Annotated in this window: 22 protein-coding genes; 11 read left to right on the top strand and 11 right to left on the bottom strand. The window is 60.0% G+C overall.

The window, feature by feature from the left end; all coding sequences use genetic code 11:
* Positions 1 to 22: 22 nt before the first annotated feature.
* Positions 23 to 544: a ribosome biogenesis factor YjgA gene (gene yjgA / locus ABVN19_RS17855; RefSeq protein WP_028942821.1), complete on the bottom strand. Its 522-nt coding sequence runs from the start codon at positions 542 to 544 to the stop codon at positions 23 to 25.
* Between the two features lie 108 nt (positions 545 to 652).
* Between yjgA and pmbA the strand changes: the two genes are divergently transcribed.
* The 6 genes from pmbA to ABVN19_RS17825 all read left to right on the top strand — a co-directional run bounded on the left by pmbA (position 653) and on the right by ABVN19_RS17825 (position 5959).
* Entirely contained in the window at positions 653 to 1999 is a 1347-nt protein-coding gene (pmbA, locus tag ABVN19_RS17850) for a metalloprotease PmbA (RefSeq protein ID WP_105641223.1), read from the top strand.
* Positions 2000 to 2187: 188 nt separating this feature from the next.
* On the top strand, positions 2188 to 2589 hold the full coding sequence (locus tag ABVN19_RS17845) for a hypothetical protein (RefSeq protein ID WP_028942823.1): 402 nt from the start codon (positions 2188 to 2190) through the stop codon (positions 2587 to 2589).
* Positions 2582 to 3958: a class II fumarate hydratase gene (locus tag ABVN19_RS17840; RefSeq protein ID WP_105641222.1), complete on the top strand. Its 1377-nt coding sequence runs from the start codon at positions 2582 to 2584 to the stop codon at positions 3956 to 3958. The genes ABVN19_RS17845 and ABVN19_RS17840 overlap by 8 nt, the downstream gene beginning before the upstream one ends.
* Positions 3959 to 3978: 20 nt before the next feature.
* Positions 3979 to 4440: a hypothetical protein gene (locus tag ABVN19_RS17835; RefSeq protein ID WP_028942825.1), complete on the top strand. Its 462-nt coding sequence runs from the start codon at positions 3979 to 3981 to the stop codon at positions 4438 to 4440.
* A 2-nt stretch (positions 4441 to 4442) separates the two neighbouring features.
* On the top strand, positions 4443 to 5054 hold the full coding sequence (locus tag ABVN19_RS17830) for a superoxide dismutase (protein WP_028942826.1): 612 nt from the start codon (positions 4443 to 4445) through the stop codon (positions 5052 to 5054).
* Between the two features lie 11 nt (positions 5055 to 5065).
* A complete protein-coding gene (locus ABVN19_RS17825) occupies positions 5066 to 5959 on the top strand; it encodes a ZIP family metal transporter (protein WP_028942827.1) in 894 nt (297 codons plus the stop codon).
* Positions 5960 to 5975: 16 nt separating this feature from the next.
* Here the strand turns inward: ABVN19_RS17825 and ABVN19_RS17820 are convergent, their stop codons facing one another.
* The 10 genes from ABVN19_RS17820 to ABVN19_RS17775 all read right to left on the bottom strand — a co-directional run bounded on the left by ABVN19_RS17820 (position 5976) and on the right by ABVN19_RS17775 (position 12981).
* On the bottom strand, positions 5976 to 6248 hold the full coding sequence (locus ABVN19_RS17820) for an HPr family phosphocarrier protein (RefSeq protein ID WP_028942828.1): 273 nt from the start codon (positions 6246 to 6248) through the stop codon (positions 5976 to 5978).
* Between the two features lie 20 nt (positions 6249 to 6268).
* Complete coding sequence (gene rapZ / locus ABVN19_RS17815; protein WP_028942829.1) at positions 6269 to 7123, bottom strand: RNase adapter RapZ; 855 nt, start codon at positions 7121 to 7123, stop codon at positions 6269 to 6271.
* Between the two features lie 3 nt (positions 7124 to 7126).
* Positions 7127 to 7591 carry a PTS IIA-like nitrogen regulatory protein PtsN gene (ptsN, locus tag ABVN19_RS17810; RefSeq protein WP_105641221.1) on the bottom strand — a complete coding sequence of 155 codons (465 nt, stop codon included), beginning with the start codon at positions 7589 to 7591 and terminating at the stop codon, positions 7127 to 7129.
* Between the two features lie 12 nt (positions 7592 to 7603).
* The gene (gene raiA, locus ABVN19_RS17805; protein WP_028942831.1) at positions 7604 to 7912 is read right to left on the bottom strand and encodes a ribosome-associated translation inhibitor RaiA; all 309 of its coding nucleotides are present in this window, start codon (positions 7910 to 7912) and stop codon (positions 7604 to 7606) included.
* Between the two features lie 81 nt (positions 7913 to 7993).
* Positions 7994 to 9487, bottom strand: coding sequence for an RNA polymerase factor sigma-54 (locus ABVN19_RS17800; RefSeq protein ID WP_028942832.1), 1494 nt, complete (start codon positions 9485 to 9487; stop codon positions 7994 to 7996).
* Positions 9488 to 9666: 179 nt separating this feature from the next.
* The gene (gene lptB / locus ABVN19_RS17795) at positions 9667 to 10392 is read right to left on the bottom strand and encodes an LPS export ABC transporter ATP-binding protein (RefSeq protein WP_028942833.1); all 726 of its coding nucleotides are present in this window, start codon (positions 10390 to 10392) and stop codon (positions 9667 to 9669) included.
* Positions 10393 to 10917, bottom strand: a complete 525-nt coding sequence (gene lptA / locus ABVN19_RS17790; RefSeq protein WP_105641220.1) for a lipopolysaccharide transport periplasmic protein LptA — start codon at positions 10915 to 10917, stop codon at positions 10393 to 10395.
* Positions 10904 to 11473 carry an LPS export ABC transporter periplasmic protein LptC gene (lptC, locus tag ABVN19_RS17785; protein WP_028942835.1) on the bottom strand — a complete coding sequence of 190 codons (570 nt, stop codon included), beginning with the start codon at positions 11471 to 11473 and terminating at the stop codon, positions 10904 to 10906. The genes lptA and lptC overlap by 14 nt, the downstream gene beginning before the upstream one ends.
* An 8-nt stretch (positions 11474 to 11481) precedes the next feature.
* The gene (locus ABVN19_RS17780) at positions 11482 to 12006 is read right to left on the bottom strand and encodes an HAD family hydrolase (protein WP_028942836.1); all 525 of its coding nucleotides are present in this window, start codon (positions 12004 to 12006) and stop codon (positions 11482 to 11484) included.
* On the bottom strand, positions 12007 to 12981 hold the full coding sequence (locus ABVN19_RS17775) for a KpsF/GutQ family sugar-phosphate isomerase (RefSeq protein ID WP_028942837.1): 975 nt from the start codon (positions 12979 to 12981) through the stop codon (positions 12007 to 12009).
* A 243-nt stretch (positions 12982 to 13224) separates the two neighbouring features.
* Here ABVN19_RS17775 and ABVN19_RS17770 point away from each other — a divergent pair, with 243 nt between their 5' ends.
* The 5 genes from ABVN19_RS17770 to ABVN19_RS17750 are packed head-to-tail and all read left to right on the top strand — an operon-like array spanning position 13225 to position 16257.
* A complete protein-coding gene (locus ABVN19_RS17770; RefSeq protein WP_028942838.1) occupies positions 13225 to 14034 on the top strand; it encodes an ATP-binding cassette domain-containing protein in 810 nt (269 codons plus the stop codon).
* Positions 14034 to 14831, top strand: a complete 798-nt coding sequence (gene mlaE, locus ABVN19_RS17765; RefSeq protein ID WP_028942839.1) for a lipid asymmetry maintenance ABC transporter permease subunit MlaE — start codon at positions 14034 to 14036, stop codon at positions 14829 to 14831. Before ABVN19_RS17770 ends, mlaE begins: the two co-directional genes overlap by 1 nt.
* Positions 14831 to 15298, top strand: a complete 468-nt coding sequence (mlaD, locus tag ABVN19_RS17760; protein ID WP_028942840.1) for an outer membrane lipid asymmetry maintenance protein MlaD — start codon at positions 14831 to 14833, stop codon at positions 15296 to 15298. Before mlaE ends, mlaD begins: the two co-directional genes overlap by 1 nt.
* A 9-nt stretch (positions 15299 to 15307) precedes the next feature.
* Positions 15308 to 15955, top strand: a complete 648-nt coding sequence (locus ABVN19_RS17755) for an ABC transporter substrate-binding protein (RefSeq protein ID WP_028942841.1) — start codon at positions 15308 to 15310, stop codon at positions 15953 to 15955.
* A complete protein-coding gene (locus ABVN19_RS17750) occupies positions 15952 to 16257 on the top strand; it encodes an STAS domain-containing protein (protein WP_028942842.1) in 306 nt (101 codons plus the stop codon). Before ABVN19_RS17755 ends, ABVN19_RS17750 begins: the two co-directional genes overlap by 4 nt.
* Positions 16258 to 16334: the final 77 nt, after the last annotated feature.

Genomic DNA, 16334 nt, shown 5'->3' with positions numbered 1-16334 from the left:
GGCGCCTGCCCGGTTGCGAAGATCAACGCAGGCCGCGTTGGGTTTCGTCGAGTTCGCGGATGTATTTGAAGATCTTGCGGCTGGCGGTAGGCGTCTTGTTGGTCTTCAGCTCGTGCTGGGCCTGCCGGATCAGCGAGCGCAGTTGCTGTCGATCCGCCTCGGCGTACTCCTGGACAAATTTCTCCAGGACTTCGTCGGTGCCATCGATCAGCCGGTCGCGCCAGCGTTCGAGGTTGTGGAAACGCTCGTTGTACTGGCGGGAGGACGCGTCGAGTTGGTCAAGAAGCGCAGTGATGGCCTCGATGTCCTGGTCGCGCATCAGCTTGCCGATGAACGACCGATGTCGCCGTTTGGCCTCGTTTGCCGTGTGCTTCTTGTGCTCTTCAAGTGCCGAGCGCAGTTCGTCGGTCAAGGGCAGTTTGGCCAGGGTGTCGGGCTTGAGCGTAGTGAGACGCTCGCCCATATCGACCAGCGCCTGCATCTCGCGCTTGACCTGGGTTTTGCTTTTTTCGCCATCAAAGGCGTTGTCGTAAGAATCAACCATGGGGGCAGTCCGCTGAGAATCGCCGCCATGATAACCAGTCGGGGGCCGCTTGTCCGGCCCGGTCGTAGCAAGACCCTCGCCGAACGCAGAATTTGAGTGGAGAAAACCATGAGTGCAGACCAGAGCGTAGGTCCACAGGCCCTGCCGGCGTTGCAGGAACAGGTCGAACAGATCATCGCCGAAGCCAGGCGCCAGGGCGCCAGCGCCTGTGAAGTGGCGGTGTCGCTGGAGCAGGGGCTGTCGACCTCGGTGCGCCAGCGCGAAGTGGAAACCGTCGAGTTCAACCGCGACCAGGGGTTCGGCATCACCTTGTATGTGGGCCAGCGCAAAGGCTCGGCCAGTACCTCGGCCAGCGGCGCCGAGGCGATTCGCGAGACGGTCGCTGCAGCGTTGGCAATCGCCAAGCACACGTCTGAAGACGAATGCGCGGGGCTTGCCGACCCTGCCCTGATGGCGCGGGACTTGCCGGATTTCGACTTGTATCACGCCTGGGACATTACTCCCGAGCAAGCAATCGAGAAGGCCCTGGCCTGTGAGGCGGCAGCCTTCGAGGCCGATGCCCGGATCAAGAACGCCGATGGCACAACCCTCAATACCCACCAGGGCTGCCGGGTTTACGGCAACAGCCATGGCTTCGTCGGCGGCTATGCCTCCACCCGTCACAGCCTGAGCTGTGTGATGATTGCTGAGGCTGACGGGCAGATGCAGCGCGACTACTGGTACGACGTCAATCGCCAGGGCGAATTGCTGGCCGACCCGCGCGGCATCGGCCAGCGCGCCGCACAACGGGCGGCCAGCCGCCTGGGCGCGCGCCCGGTTCCCACTTGCGAGGTGCCCGTGCTGTTTTCGGCTGAACTTGCCGGCGGCCTGTTCGGTAGCTTTCTGTCGGCGATCTCGGGCGGCAACCTGTATCGCAAGTCCTCGTTCCTCGATGGGGCCATGGGGCAGCGCCTGTTTCCCAGCTGGTTGACCCTCGACGAGCGTCCACACCTGCAGCGTGCATTGGGCAGTGCGGCATTCGATGGTGACGGCCTGGCGACCTATGCCAAGCCGTTCGTCGAAAAAGGTGAGTTGGTGTCCTATGTGCTGGGTACCTATTCCGGCCGCAAGTTGGGCCTGCCGAGCACCGCCAACGCCGGTGGTGTGCACAACCTGTATGTGACTCATGGCGTGGAAGACCAGGCAGCATTGATTCGACGCATGGGCCGCGGTTTGTTGGTGACCGAGTTGATGGGACACGGTTTGAACATGGTGACCGGCGATTATTCTCGTGGCGCGGCGGGGTATTGGGTTGAGAACGGCGAGATCCAGTTTGCAGTCCAGGAGGTAACGATCGCCGGGAATATGAAGGACATGTTCCAGCAGATTGTCGCGATCGGTAATGATCTTGAAACCCGCAGCAACATTCATACGGGTTCCGTTCTGATCGAACGGATGACCGTTGCCGGTAGCTGACCGAAGGTAGGAGAGGCTTGCCTCGCGATGCGATGTCGCTGACGAGATGTGATGGTGGGTCAAGCCCACTCCTGCAGGAAATATCAATTTGAGGCCCGACCCATGCGTCGGGCTTTTTTGTTTTTCTTTTTCGCCAACCTTGAATTGATTCTGATTATCACTTAATAATGAATATCATTATCTAGGCGATGATGTTCATGAAACCCGTCCTTCACGAATTGCCCTACCTCGAAAACTGGCGCTGGCTCAGTCGTCGTATCCGTTGCGCGATGGAGCCGGACGAACCGCGCTTGATCGAACACTACCTGGCCGAGGGTCGATATCTGGTGTGTTGCACCGACACCTCTGCCTGGACCGTCGCCTTGACCTCTTTCCGCCTGCTCCTGGATACCGCCTGCGATCGCATGCTGCCTTGGCATTGGCGCTGCCTGTGCCTGGACCAGGCCTGGAAGCCGCTATTGCAGCTGCGCAAGCTCGATGGTTGCGAGCATGGCCAGCGCTGGCAGCCTTACGCATTGCAATTGGCGAACTGCACGCTGCTGCCTTCTGTTTCTTTCGCTGAACTGATGCAAGGACTTGATGATGAGTAATACCCGAATCGAGCGTGACAGCATGGGTGAACTGCAGGTGCCGGCCGAGGCCCTGTACGGTGCCCAGACCCAGCGCGCGGTGAACAACTTCCCGATCAGCCAGCAGCGCATGCCCACGCAGTTCATTCGCGCCCTGCTGCTGGCCAAGGCCGCCGCAGCCAAGGCCAACATCGAACTCAAGCAACTGGAAGAAGGGCAGGGCACGGCCATCGTCAAGGCGGTGGAACAGCTGTTGGCTGGCGACTTCATCCAGCACTTCCCGGTGGATATCTACCAGACCGGTTCCGGCACCAGCTCGAACATGAACGCCAACGAAGTGATTGCCACACTGGCCACCCGGATTCTGGGCGACAAGGTCAACCCGAACGACCACGTCAATTGTGGCCAGAGCAGCAACGACATCATTCCGACCACTATCCATGTCAGCGCCGCACTGGCCCTGCACGAACAATTGCTGCCGGCGCTCAAGCACCTGGTACAGGTGATCGAGCAAAAGGCCGAGGCCGTGCATCCGTTCATCAAGACTGGCCGCACCCACCTGATGGACGCCATGCCGGTACGCATGAGCCAGGTGCTGGGCGGTTGGGCCGCCCAGATCAACGGCGCCATCGGCCACATCGAGGCCACCCTGCCGGCCTTGCAGTCCCTGGCCCAGGGCGGCACGGCGGTGGGTACCGGTATCAACGCCCATCCAGAGTTTGCTGCGCGCTTCAGTCAGCAGCTCAGCGGCCTGGCCAAGGTACCGTTCACACCCGGGCAGAACCTGTTCGCCCTGATCGGCTCCCAGGACACCGCCGTGGCACTTTCCGGTCAGCTTAAAACCACTGCGGTGGCGCTGATGAAGATCGCCAACGACCTGCGCTGGATGAACTCGGGGCCATTGGCGGGCCTGGGCGAGATCGAGCTTGAAGGCTTGCAGCCCGGCTCCTCGATCATGCCGGGCAAGGTCAATCCGGTGATTCCGGAGGCCACTGCCATGGTTGCCGCCCAGGTTATCGGCAACGACGCGACCATCGCCGTTGCCGGCCAGTCGGGCAACTTCGAACTCAATGTGATGCTGCCGATCATTGCCCAGAACCTGCTCAGCAGCATCGAGTTGATGGCCAACGTCAGCCGCCTGTTGGCCGACAAGGCGATTGCCAGCTTCAAGGTCAACGAACCCAAGCTCAAGGAAGCCCTGGCGCGCAACCCGATCCTGGTGACTGCGTTGAACCCGATCATCGGCTACCAGAAGGCTGCCGAGATTGCCAAGACCGCCTACAAGCAGGGGCGGCCGATCATCGAGGTCGCCCTGGAGCACACCGACCTGCCGCGCAGCCAGCTGGAAGTGCTGCTGGACCCGGAAAAACTCACTGCTGGCGGTATCTGATACCGCACTGGAGGTTTGTCATGCAGCACTGGAAGCGCACCACCGAAATCGCCAATCGCCTGTTCGATCAGGGCGAGCTGGTTGATGCCCGCGAGTTGTATCTGCAGGCCCTGGCCCTGGCCCAGGTGTTGTTCGAGCGCTGGCATGACGCCGATGAAGCGGTGGCCGTGTGCGTCATCGCTCATCACAACCTGGCGGACCTGCACTTGCGCCTGAACCAACCTCAGGAAAGCGCGGAGTACCTCTGCGCGATCCATCAGCGGTTGTTGCAGGCCATGCAGGACCAACGCCTGGCACCGGCGCTGCGCGAAGCGGCGCTACGTCACAGCAGCAAGACTTACACCGAGCTTTTGAACTTCATCAGCGAGTACGGCCAGTACCCGCGTACCGAACGCCTGCTCCATAGCCATGGCCCGCAGCCGGTGGTTATGGCCGGTCAGGAAAGTGCCGGGTCGTCGGCTCACCACTACGGAATCCATTGAACATGCCTTATACCTTGCCTGCCTTGCCTTACGCCTACGATGCGCTTGAGCCGCACATCGACACCCAGACCATGCAGATTCACCACAGCAAGCACCACCAGACCTACATCAACAATCTGAACGCAGCTGTCGAAGGCACCGAGTGGGCCGAGTGGCCAGTAGAAAAACTGGTAGCGGCAGTCAAGCAGTTGCCGCAACCGCTGCAGGCGGCTGTGATCAACCAGGGTGGCGGGCATGCCAACCATTCGTTGTTCTGGACGATCATGTCGCCCAAAGGCGGTGGTCTGCCGCAGGGTGCGGTGGCCAAGGCCATTGATGAACAGCTGGGCGGTTTCGAGGCCTTCAAGGATGCTTTCACCAAGGCAGCCCTGACCCGTTTTGGCAGCGGTTGGGCCTGGCTCAGCGTGACACCTGAGAAAAAGCTCATGGTGGAAAGCAGCGGCAACCAGGACAGCCCGTTGATGAATGGAAACACACCGATCCTTGGGTTGGACGTGTGGGAACATGCCTACTACTTGCTGTACCAGAATCGCCGACCTGAATACATCAATGCCTTCTACAGCGTGATCGACTGGTCCGAAGTCGAACGTCGCTACGTAGCCGCCCTGGTGTGAGTCGTACCGGTATGCCTACGGATGTGATGTCCATCAGTGGCGTGCGCCTGTTTCGCCTGGCCCTCGGTACGCTGCTGTTGCTGGTCGGTTGTGCCTTGCTTATGGCGCAGGGAATCGCCTGGCTGGACCTTGAGCCGCGCATGATGCGCGCGCTCGAGGGTGGTGCCCTGTGCGCGCTGGGTACGGCGCTGGGTGCAGTGCCGGTGCTGGTGATCCGCAGCATGGCGGTTGCCCTGGCCGATACCTTGTTGGGTTTCGGTGCCGGTGTAATGCTGGCGGCCACGGCCTTCTCGCTGATCATTCCAGGGCTGGATGCGGCCCAGGCTATCGGGTTGAACAAGTGGGGAGCGGGCGGGCTGATCAGCTTCGGCCTGCTGTTTGGCGCATTTTGCCTGTACCTGGTTGATCTCAAGGTTTCCGGCGGGTCGCCGGAAGCCCTGGTGGGAAGTGCTCAGCAACCGGTGATAGCTGCACGGATCTGGGTATTCGTCATTGCCATCATTGCCCACAACATTCCCGAAGGCATGGCTATTGGCGTGTCAGCTGGCGGTGGTATGCCAGATGCCGACAGCCTGGCCATGGGTATTGCACTGCAGGATGTGCCTGAAGGCCTGGTCATCGCCCTGGTGCTCGCCGGGGCGGGAATGGGGCGGTTCAAGGCGTTTTTGATCGGCGCGGCGTCCGGGCTGGTCGAGCCGGTGGCGGCTCTGTTGTGCGCCTGGCTGGTAACGGTGGCAGAGCTCTTGCTGCCATTGGGGCTGGCGTGTGCCGCCGGAGCAATGTTGCTGGTGGTGACTCAGGAGATCATCCCTGAATCACGCAGCAACGGCCATCATCGCCTGGCAAGCCTGGGACTGTGCATTGGCTTCTGCCTGATGATGGTGATGGACACGGCGTTGTCTTGAACGAAAACGAGGGCGATCACTCGCCCTCGTCAAAATAGTTGTTGATCAGCTCGACCAGTGCTGTGAGTGCTGCGTCCTCGTCTTCGCCTTCGGTATGTAGATGCACCTGGGTACCTTTTCCAGCCGCCAACATCATTACGGCCATGATGCTTTTGCCATCGATCAGTTTGTCGGGCGCACGACCTACACGCACCGTGCAGGGGAAGCGTCCAGCCACGCCAACGAATTTTGCAGCAGCCCGGGCATGCAGCCCCAGCTTGTTGATGATGGTGATCTCACGAGCAGGCATCGCGGCGGTAGTCCTGTGGGCTAGAGGTCGCGGTGGCGGACCTGGACGTTCTTCAAGGATTGTTGCAACAACTGGCCCAGGCGCTCGGTCAGGTAAACCGAGCGGTGGTGTCCACCGGTGCAGCCAATGGCAATGGTGACATAGGCGCGATTGCTGGCAGCAAAGCGCGGCAGCCATTTGAGCAGGTAGCTGGAGATATCCTGGAACATCTCCTCGACATCGGGCTGGGCCGCGAGATAGTCGATGACCGGTTGCTCCAGACCCGAGTGCTCGCGCAGCTCCGGCTTCCAGTAGGGATTGGGCAGGCAGCGCACGTCGAACACCAGGTCGGCGTCAATCGGCATGCCCCGCTTGAAACCGAAGGATTCGACGAGGAAGGCAGTCCCGGGTTCCGGCTGGTTGAGCAGGCGCAGCTTGATCGAATCACGCAGCTGATACAGGTTCAGGTTGGTGGTGTCGATTTTAAGGTCGGCGAGGTCGGCGATAGGGCCCAGCAGCTCGGTTTCGTCCTTGATGGCTTCGGCCAGGGAACGGTTGGCGTTGGTCAACGGGTGACGGCGGCGGGTTTCCGAGAAGCGCTTGAGCAGTGTGTCTTCGTCGGCATCCAGGTACAGCACATCACACTGGATATGACGACCGCGCGCCTCTTCCAGTAATTCCGGGAAGCGCGACAGGTGGCTGGGCAGGTTGCGGGCATCGATCGATACGGCCACCTTGGGCTGCATCAGCTCGGTATTGATCAGGGCGTTCTCGGCCAGTTGGGGCAACAACCCGGCGGGCAGGTTGTCGATACAGTAGTAGCCGTTGTCCTCAAGGACAGCGAGGGCAGTACTCTTGCCGGAGCCAGACCGGCCGCTGACGATGATCAAGCGCATATATCAATGCTCGTTCTGTGCGTCCAGTACGACCTGGTACAGGGCTTCGCTGCTGTTGGCGGCGCGTAGCCGGTCACGTACGTCCTTGCGGTCGAGCATGCTTGCGATCTGGCGCAGCAATTCCAGGTGCGCATCGGTAGCCGCCTCCGGAACCAGCAGGACAAACAGCAAGTCGACTGGCGCGCCATCAATGGCGTCGTAGTCGATCGGTGCTTCCAGGTGTATCAGGGCGCTGATAGGCGATGAGCAGCCTTTGAGGCGGCAGTGTGGAATGGCAATGCCATTGCCAAACCCGGTTGACCCGAGTTTCTCCCGGGCAAACAGGCTTTCAAATACGTCCTGCATCTCCAGGTCGGCAACTTCCCGGTCGATCAGGGTGGCGATTTCCTGGAGGACGCGCTTTTTACTGCCGCCCGGCACGTTCACAAGGGAACGGCCGGGGGTCAGGATGGTTTCAAGTCGGATCATGGATGAGGGGGATCAGCGGGCCGCTGCACCTTGCAGCAGGCTTTGCTGTTTTTCCTTGTGTTTTTTCAGTTGGCGGTCGAGCTTGTCAGTCAAGGCATCGATCGCTGCATACATGTCTGTGTGTTCGGCATTTGCAACAACTTCGCCGCCGGGAATAAACAGCGTTGCTTCGATTTTCTGCTGCAGCTTCTCGACCTTCATGATTACCGTCACATTGGTAATCTTGTCGAAGTGCCCCTCCAGTCGCTTCAGTTTCTGTTCGACATACTCACGCAGGGGCTGAGTGACTTCTACATGCTGTCCACTGATATTGACTTGCATACAGCTTCTCCTTTGTTGCCGGTGCATAAGAGGCAGGTGTTGCGCCTGCCACTGAACTGCGATGGCACACCTCAGGGGCCGTTACATCAATCGCTTGCGCTCGCTCGACGGTGCAATGCCGAGGGACTCGCGGTACTTGGCGACGGTGCGACGGGCTACCTGGATGCCTTGTGCCTCCAGTAAACCAGCGATCTTGCTGTCACTCAATGGCTTTTTCTGATTTTCAGCTGCAACCAGTTTTTTGATGATCGCGCGGATGGCTGTGGACGAGCATTCGCCGCCTTCGGAGGTACTCACGTGGCTGGAGAAAAAGTACTTCAGCTCGTAAATGCCCCGTGGGGTATGCATGTATTTCTGGGTGGTTACCCGGGAAATCGTCGACTCGTGCATGCCTACCGCTTCGGCGATGTCGTGCAGCACCAGCGGCTTCATCGCTTCGTCGCCGTGGTCGAGAAAGCCCCGTTGATGCTCGACGATCTGGGTGGCGACCTTCATCAGGGTCTCGTTGCGGCTCTGCAGGCTCTTGATGAACCAGCGGGCTTCCTGCAACTGATTGCGCATGAAGGTGTTGTCGGCACTGGTGTCGGCGCGACGGACGAAGCCTGCGTACTGCGGGTTGACCCGCAGGCGCGGGACGGCTTCCTGGTTCAGCTCGACCAGCCAGCGTTCGTTGTCCTTGCGTACGATCACGTCCGGGACAACGTACTCGGGCTCGCTGGACTCGATCTGCGAACCGGGGCGCGGGTTGAGGCTCTGGACCAGTTCGATCACCTGGCGCAACTCGTCTTCCTTGAGCTTCATGCGGCGCATCAGCTGGCTGTAGTCGCGGCTGCCGAGCAGGTCGATATAGTCGCTGACCAGGCGCTGCGCCTCGGCCATCCACGGCGTCGTGGCAGGCAGTTGGCGCAGTTGCAACAGCAGGCATTCGCCGAGGTTGCGCGCGCCGATGCCGGCGGGCTCGAATTGCTGGATGCGATGCAGTACGGCCTCGACTTCATCGAGCTCGATATCCAGCTCGGGATCGAAGGATTCGCAGACTTCTTCGAGTGTCTCGTCCAGGTAGCCCTGGTTGTTGATGCAGTCGATCAGCGTCACGGCGATCAACCGGTCGGTGTCGGACATCGGCGCCAGGTTCAACTGCCAGAGCAGGTGGCTCTGCAGGCTTTCACCGACCGAAGTACGGGTGGTGAAGTCCCACTCGTCATCGTCATTGCTGGGCAGGCTGCTGGCGCTGGTCTGGTAGATGTCTTCCCAGGCCGTGTCGACTGGCAGTTCATTGGGGATGCGCTCGCTCCACTCGCCCTCTTCGAGGTTGTCCACTGTTTGCGTGGTTTCCTGGAAGCTGGTGTCCTGGGTTTCGGCGACAGGCTTGCTTTCGGCGTTATCGGCCATCGGGTCGCTGTTGTCGAAATCGTCGCCTTCTTCCTGGCGTTCGAGCATCGGGTTCGACTCCAGCGCTTCCTGGATCTCCTGCTGGAGATCAAGGGTAGATAGCTGGAGCAGACGGATGGCCTGTTGCAACTGCGGGGTCATCGTCAGTTGCTGGCCCATTCTTAGGACGAGCGATGGTTTCATGGCAGGGGCTTAACACCTTATTTGCCGGCGCACATGCGCCATCCACTACAAGGGCACCGAAGCGCCAACTTTAAGCAAATTATATGCCTGAAGTTGAAGCGTTTGCCTAGGGTGCGGTAACAAATATGCCGCATTTCGCCGGTTCAGCGGCCCATGGCAAACGCTGTGCTGCTTCGAACTTACAAGCGGAACTCGTGGCCCAGGTAGACCTCTTTAACCAGATCGTTGGCCAGGATGGTCTGCGCATCGCCTTCGGCGATCAGTTGGCCATCATTGACGATGTAGGCGGTTTCGCAGATATCCAGAGTTTCCCGAACGTTATGGTCGGTGATCAGCACGCCAATGCCTTTGGCCTTGAGGTGGTGGATGATCTGCTTGATGTCGCCGACCGAAATCGGGTCGACACCGGCAAAGGGTTCGTCGAGCAGGATGAACTTCGGGGCCGTGGCCAGTGCCCGGGCGATTTCCACGCGTCGCCGCTCGCCCCCGGAAAGGCTCATGCCGAGGTTGTCGCGAATATGGCTGATGTGGAATTCCTGCAGCAGGCTTTCCAGCTCCTTGCGGCGTCCGGCGGCATCGAGCTCCTTGCGGGTTTCGAGGATCGCCATGATGTTGTCGGCCACCGACAGCTTGCGAAAGATCGATGCCTCCTGGGGCAGGTAGCCGATGCCGGCACGGGCACGCCCGTGCATCGGCTGGTGGCTGACATCCAGGTCGTCGATCAGGACGCGTCCCTGGTCGGCCTGGACCAGTCCGACGATCATGTAGAAGCAGGTGGTCTTGCCGGCGCCGTTAGGGCCGAGCAGGCCGACGATCTGGCCGCTGTCGATAGACAGGCTGACGTCACGTACTACCTGACGGCTTTTGTAGCTCTTGGCCAGGTGCTGGGCTTTGAGGGTTGCCATTTACTCGGCCTTCTTCTTCGGCTGGATCACCATGTCGATGCGTTGGCGTGGCGTGGTGACGTTGCTGCCACGGCCGGCGGTCGCTACCTGGGACTTGGTGTTGTAGACGATCTTCTCTCCTTCGGTGGTGTTGCCTTCGTTTTCCACCTTGGCGCGATCGGTCAGTACAACCAGTTCTTTTTGCGACTGGTACTGGATAGTGACGGCCCAGCCTTTCATCTTGTCCGGCTTGTCGGCGCTCTGCTGTTGCTCGAAGTAGGCGAGGTTGCCCACCGAAGTCACGACGTCGATGTCGCCGGAGTCGGCGCGGGTGATGGTCACGGTGTTGCCTTTGATCATCATCGAGCCCTGGGTGATGATGACGTCTCCGGTATAGGTGGCGACGCCTTTCTTGTCGTCCAGGTGCGCGTTGTCGGCCTGGATGCGAATTGGCTGGTCACGGTCGGTCGGCAGGGCCCAGGCGCTCGCGCTTCCCAGTGCTGCGCTCAGGCTGAGCAAAAAGGGGAGGGTTTTAACGAGCCTCATACTGTCCTCTTACGTTGGACAGCAGGTCCATCCTGCCGTCTTTCAAATACGCTTTCATTCCGTTACCCGTAGTCACGCCACCGGCGCCGTCGATTCTAACGGCTTGCTCGGTTTGCGCATATTGCTTCTGTGGGAACACGGTCATGCGCGTGGTGGTAATAATGGTCGTGCGATTCTTTTCGTCGGTGCGGGCAATCCGTACCGAGTCGATCAGTTCTACTTCGCTGCCGTCCGGGTTCACTTCGCCTTTCTCGCTCTGAACGTGCCAGGGGAATGTGGTACCACGGTACATCTGCAGGTCCGGCTTGGTCAGCAAGGTCACTTCGCTGACCTTGAGGTGTTCGACCTTGTCGGCCGTCATTTCATATTGCAGCTTGCCGTCAGGCAGGAACTGCACGCTGTGGGCGTTGGTTGCGTAGTAGTCGATGGCGTTTTCATCGACAGTGGCCACCGGTTTGTCGAGAAAGCTCTCGGGGCCGATGTTCCAGTAGCCGACGGCTACCAGCAACGCGGCAATCACACTGAACAGCGCAATGGTGCGGATTTTTTTGAACATTTGTCGCTCTACAGGTAATGGGCGTTGGCGGCGTCAAGATTGCCCTGGGCTTGCAGGATCAGCTCGCAGAATTCACGGGCAGCGCCTTCACCGCCGCGGGCAAGGGTGACACCGTGGGCGTGTTCGCGAACGAACGCTGCGGCGTTGGCTACTGCCATGCCCAGGCCGACGCGACGGATCACCGGCAGGTCGGGCAGGTCGTCACCCAGATAGGCCACTTGCTCATAGCTTAGGTTGAGCTGGCCGAGAAGCTCGTCCAAAACCACCAATTTATCTTCCCGTCCCTGATACAGGTGAGGGATGCCGAGGTTCTTGGCGCGTCGCTCCACCACCGGAGTCTTGCGTCCGCTGATGATTGCCGTGGTCACGCCCGACGCCATGAGCATCTTGATGCCGTGGCCGTCGAGGGTGTTGAAGGTCTTGAATTCGCTGCCGTCCTCGAGGAAATACAGGCGGCCATCGGTCAGTACGCCGTCAACGTCGAAAACAGCCAGCTTGATGGCCTTGCCGCGGTGCATCAGGTCGTTGGTCATCTACATCACTCCAGCGCGCAGCAAGTCATGCATGTTGAGCGCGCCGATAGGGCGTTCGTCGTTGTCGACCACCACCAGGGCGTTGATCTTGTGGTCTTCCATGATCTTCAGGGCTTCGGCGGCAAGCATTTCTGCGCGAGCCGTCTTGCCGTGGAGGGTCATGACCTCGTCGATCAAGGTCTTGTGTACGTCGATGTTGCGATCGAGGCTGCGGCGAAGGTCGCCGTCAGTGAAAATACCGGCAAGCCGTCCGTCGGGTTCAACGACGACGGTCATGCCCAAACCTTTGCGAGACATTTCAAGTAGCGCGTCCTTGAGCAGGATGCCGCGCGCTACCTTGGGCAGTTCATCGCCCGCGTGCATGACGTTCTCGACCTTGAGCAGCAGGCGGCGGCCCAGGGCGCCACCGGGGTGCGAAAACGCGAAGTCTTCGGCGGTGAATCCACGGGCTTCAAGCAGGGCGATCGCCAGTGCGTCCCCCAGTACCAGTGCCGCGGTGGTCGAAGACGTGGGCGCCAGGTTCAGCGGGCAGGCTTCCTGCTCGACACGGGCGTCCAGATTCACTTCGGCGGCCTTGGCCAGTGCTGAATCAGGGTTGCCGGTCATGCTGATGAGCTGGATGCCCAGGCGCTTGATCAGCGGCAGCAAGGTAACGATTTCGGCGGTGGAGCCCGAGTTGGACAGCGCCAGGATCACGTCTTCGCGGGTGATCATGCCCATGTCACCATGGCTGGCTTCGGCCGGGTGGACGAAAAACGATGGCGTGCCGGTGCTGGCGAGGGTGGCGGCAATTTTTCTGCCGATATGACCGGACTTGCCCATTCCAACCACGACGACGCGCCCCTTGCAGGCCTGGATCAGCTCGCAGGCTTTGACGAAATCGGCGTCGATGTGGGCCAGCAGGCCCTCTACCGCCTTTACTTCAAGGCGGATAGTGCGCTGCGCGGATTGAATCAGCTCGCTGGATTGGCTCATGGCGGAAAACGATTGCCTGATGAAAGGCGCCGATTATAGCGACAATGCGCAAAACCCTCACCTTGTGATTGTCAAACAGACCGCGATCTAGCTTAACCATAGCTGAACGAGCGCTGCGGCGGCCTTGGGGCGCTGCTATCAGCGGTGCTATAGTTCGCCGCCTGTTCGGCCCGCTTGGGACGTGCGTGCCTCCATGAAGGGGGCGCGCGTCTGAGTGAGAAGGCTGCATCGCAAGGAGTCTAGATGAGCGTTGATAACGCCTACGCGGTCGAGTTGAAGGGCGTGTCCTTCAAGCGCGGTACGCGCAGCATCTTCAATAATGTCGATATACGCATTCCGCGGGGCAAGGTTACCGGGATCATGGGGCCTTCGGGGTGTGGCAAGACCACATTGCTGCGTCTGATGGGGGCCCAGTTGCGGCCTGCCAGCGGCGAGGTCTGGGTCGGCGGGCAGAACCTGCCCACGTTATCGCGTGGCGACTTGTTCGATGCGCGCAAGCAAATGGGTGTGTTGTTCCAGAGCGGCGCGTTGTTCACCGATCTCGATGTGTTCGAGAACGTGGCGTTCCCGTTGCGGGTGCATACCCAGCTGTCCGACGAGATGATCCGTGACATCGTACTGATGAAGCTGCAGGCCGTTGGCCTGCGCGGTGCCATCGAGCTGATGCCGGACGAACTCTCAGGTGGCATGAAGCGCCGTGTCGCGCTGGCCCGGGCCATTGCCCTGGACCCGCAGATCCTCATGTACGACGAGCCTTTTGTGGGGCAGGACCCTATTGCCATGGGGGTTCTGGTGCGCCTGATCCGCCTGCTCAATGACGCCTTGGGTATCACCAGCATCGTGGTGTCCCACGATCTGGCCGAGACCGCCAGTATTGCCGACTACATTTACGTCGTTGGTGACGGGCAGGTACTGGGCCAGGGCACGCCGGACGAGCTGATGGGCTCCGATAACCCGCGCATTCGCCAGTTCATGAAGGGCGATCCGGATGGCCCTGTGCCCTTTCACTTTCCTGCGCCTGATTACCGCGCCGATCTTCTGGGGAAGCGTTGATGCGCAGAAAATCCTTGCTCGAACGCATTCGTCGATTCGGCCGTTCGGCCATCGACGTGCTGGCCGTACTCGGCCGTTCCTGCCTGTTCCTGGTGCATGCACTGGTGGGGCGCGGTGGGATCGGTGGCGGCTTTCAATTATTGGTCAAGCAACTCTATTCGGTCGGCGTGCTGTCGCTGGCGATCATTGTCGTCTCAGGGGTATTCATCGGGATGGTGCTGGCCTTGCAGGGGTTCAGCATCCTGGCCAAGTACGGCTCGGAGCAGGCCGTGGGGCAGATGGTTGCGCTGACCTTGCTGCGCGAGCTGGGGCCGGTCGTCACAGCGCTGCTGTTCGCCGGTCGAGCAGGTTCGGCACTGACCGCCGAAATCGGCAACATGAAGTCGACCGAACAACTTTCCAGCCTGGAAATGATCGGCGTCGACCCACTCAAGTACATCGTTGCCCCGCGCCTGTGGGCTGGTTTCATCTCGTTGCCGTTGCTGGCGCTGATTTTCAGCGTGGTCGGTATCTGGGGTGGTTCCTGGGTGGCGGTTGACTGGCTGGGCGTCTATGACGGCTCGTTCTGGGCCAACATGCAAAACAGCGTGTCGTTCACCGATGACGTACTCAACGGTGTCATCAAAAGCCTGGTTTTTGCCTTTGTCGTCACCTGGATTGCCGTATTCCAGGGCTATGACTGTGAGCCCACCTCAGAGGGGATCAGTCGTGCCACCACCAAGACCGTGGTCTATGCCTCATTGGCAGTCCTGGGTCTGGACTTTATTCTGACCGCCTTGATGTTTGGAGATTTCTGATGCAAAACCGCACCCTGGAAATCGGTGTTGGCCTGTTCCTCCTGGCCGGGATCCTGGCGCTGCTGTTGTTGGCATTGCGCGTCAGCGGCCTGTCTGCCAGTCCGAGCAGCGACACCTATAAAGTTTATGCCTACTTCGACAATATCGCCGGTTTGACGGTCAGAGCTAAAGTGACCATGGCTGGTGTGACCATCGGCAAGGTCACGGCCATCGATCTGGACCGTGATACCTATACCGGTCGGGTGACGTTGCAACTGGAAAAACGTGTAGACAACCTGCCTACCGATTCCACTGCCTCTATCCTCACCGCGGGTTTGCTCGGCGAGAAGTACATCGGTATCAGCGTTGGCGGCGATGACGCGGTGCTCAAGGATGGTGCAACTATCCACGACACCCAGTCGGCGCTGGTACTGGAAGATCTGATTGGCAAGTTCCTGCTCAATACTGTTGGCAAAGAAGCTAAATAAGGAGTTTCCATGATCTCTATCCTGCGACGCGGCTTGCTGGTTCTGCTGGCGGCGCTGCCATTGATGGCGGTGGCCGCACAGTCGCCCAAAGAAGTGATACAGGGTACGACTACCCAATTGCTGGCTGACCTGAAGGCCAACAAGGAGCAATACAAGTCCAATCCAAGCGCGTTCTACGACGCGCTCAATGCCAACCTGGGGCCTGTGGTCGATGCCGACGGCATCTCTCGCAGCATCATGACGGTCAAGTACTCGCGAAAAGCCACTCCGGAGCAGATGCAGCGCTTCCAGGAGAACTTCAAGCGCAGCCTGATGCAGTTCTATGGCAATGCCTTGCTTGAGTACAACAACCAGGGCATCACCGTAGGCGCGGAGAAAATGGACGGCAACGACCGTGCCAGCGTCGACATGACCGTCAAGGGCAACAATGGTGCCATCTATCCGGTTTCCTACACGCTGACCAAGCTCGACGGCGAGTGGAAAGTGCGTAACGTGATCGTCAACGGCATCAACATCGGCAAGCTGTTCCGCGATCAGTTCGCCGATGCCATGCAGCGCAACGGCAATAACCTGGACAAGACCATCGACGGCTGGGCCGGCGAAGTGGCCAAGGCCAAGGAAACTGCCGAGCAAGAAACCGAGAAGCAAACGCAATGATCGATAGCACCATCACCCTGAGCGAGGACGGTGTACTCGGCCTCGCTGGCGTACTGGACTACCGTACGGGGCCGGCGTTGCGCAAGCAGGGCAAGGCGCTGATCGCGTCGAGCAAGGGTGCGACGCTGGTGCTCGATTGCTCCAAGGTCGAGAAGTCCAGCAGTGTCGGGTTGTCCCTGCTGCTGGCGTTCATGCGTGATGCCAAGGCGGCCGGCAAGGCCGTCGAGGTGCGCGCGATGCCTCAGGACATGCGTGAAATCGCCGAGGTTTACGACCTCGATGAAGTACTGGCGGGGCAGTGACTGCCCGATGATGATGGCCCCTCTGTCAGAGTCCTCGATTACGGGGTTCGCAGGCGAGGGGCTTTTTTGTATCATGG

This window comes from Pseudomonas vranovensis, assembly GCF_040438935.1.
Classification (GTDB): Bacteria; Pseudomonadota; Gammaproteobacteria; order Pseudomonadales; family Pseudomonadaceae; genus Aquipseudomonas; species Aquipseudomonas vranovensis.
This window is presented reverse-complemented; position numbering and strand designations above follow the sequence as displayed.

Excerpts from the sequence above, each read along its gene's own strand:
- ABVN19_RS17840 (WP_105641222.1), top strand. The coding sequence starts at position 2,582 with ATGAGTAATACCCGAATCGAGCGTGACAGCATGGGTGAACTGCAGGTG.
- ABVN19_RS17830 (WP_028942826.1), top strand. The coding sequence starts at position 4,443 with ATGCCTTATACCTTGCCTGCCTTGCCTTACGCCTACGATGCGCTTGAG.
- ptsN (WP_105641221.1), bottom strand. The coding sequence starts at position 7,591 with ATGATCCGACTTGAAACCATCCTGACCCCCGGCCGTTCCCTTGTGAAC.
- ABVN19_RS17845 (WP_028942823.1), top strand. The coding sequence starts at position 2,188 with ATGATGTTCATGAAACCCGTCCTTCACGAATTGCCCTACCTCGAAAAC.
- ABVN19_RS17820 (WP_028942828.1), bottom strand. The coding sequence starts at position 6,248 with ATGCCTGCTCGTGAGATCACCATCATCAACAAGCTGGGGCTGCATGCC.
- ABVN19_RS17835 (WP_028942825.1), top strand. The coding sequence starts at position 3,979 with ATGCAGCACTGGAAGCGCACCACCGAAATCGCCAATCGCCTGTTCGAT.
- mlaE (WP_028942839.1), top strand. The coding sequence starts at position 14,034 with ATGCGCAGAAAATCCTTGCTCGAACGCATTCGTCGATTCGGCCGTTCG.
- yjgA (WP_028942821.1), bottom strand. The coding sequence starts at position 544 with ATGGTTGATTCTTACGACAACGCCTTTGATGGCGAAAAAAGCAAAACC.
- pmbA (WP_105641223.1), top strand. The coding sequence starts at position 653 with ATGAGTGCAGACCAGAGCGTAGGTCCACAGGCCCTGCCGGCGTTGCAG.
- mlaD (WP_028942840.1), top strand. The coding sequence starts at position 14,831 with ATGCAAAACCGCACCCTGGAAATCGGTGTTGGCCTGTTCCTCCTGGCC.
- ABVN19_RS17825 (WP_028942827.1), top strand. The coding sequence starts at position 5,066 with ATGCCTACGGATGTGATGTCCATCAGTGGCGTGCGCCTGTTTCGCCTG.
- lptC (WP_028942835.1), bottom strand. The coding sequence starts at position 11,473 with ATGTTCAAAAAAATCCGCACCATTGCGCTGTTCAGTGTGATTGCCGCG.
- ABVN19_RS17755 (WP_028942841.1), top strand. The coding sequence starts at position 15,308 with ATGATCTCTATCCTGCGACGCGGCTTGCTGGTTCTGCTGGCGGCGCTG.
- ABVN19_RS17775 (WP_028942837.1), bottom strand. The coding sequence starts at position 12,981 with ATGAGCCAATCCAGCGAGCTGATTCAATCCGCGCAGCGCACTATCCGC.
- ABVN19_RS17770 (WP_028942838.1), top strand. The coding sequence starts at position 13,225 with ATGAGCGTTGATAACGCCTACGCGGTCGAGTTGAAGGGCGTGTCCTTC.
- rapZ (WP_028942829.1), bottom strand. The coding sequence starts at position 7,123 with ATGCGCTTGATCATCGTCAGCGGCCGGTCTGGCTCCGGCAAGAGTACT.
- ABVN19_RS17780 (WP_028942836.1), bottom strand. The coding sequence starts at position 12,006 with ATGACCAACGACCTGATGCACCGCGGCAAGGCCATCAAGCTGGCTGTT.
- lptB (WP_028942833.1), bottom strand. The coding sequence starts at position 10,392 with ATGGCAACCCTCAAAGCCCAGCACCTGGCCAAGAGCTACAAAAGCCGT.
- lptA (WP_105641220.1), bottom strand. The coding sequence starts at position 10,917 with ATGAGGCTCGTTAAAACCCTCCCCTTTTTGCTCAGCCTGAGCGCAGCA.
- ABVN19_RS17750 (WP_028942842.1), top strand. The coding sequence starts at position 15,952 with ATGATCGATAGCACCATCACCCTGAGCGAGGACGGTGTACTCGGCCTC.
- raiA (WP_028942831.1), bottom strand. The coding sequence starts at position 7,912 with ATGCAAGTCAATATCAGTGGACAGCATGTAGAAGTCACTCAGCCCCTG.
- ABVN19_RS17800 (WP_028942832.1), bottom strand. The coding sequence starts at position 9,487 with ATGAAACCATCGCTCGTCCTAAGAATGGGCCAGCAACTGACGATGACC.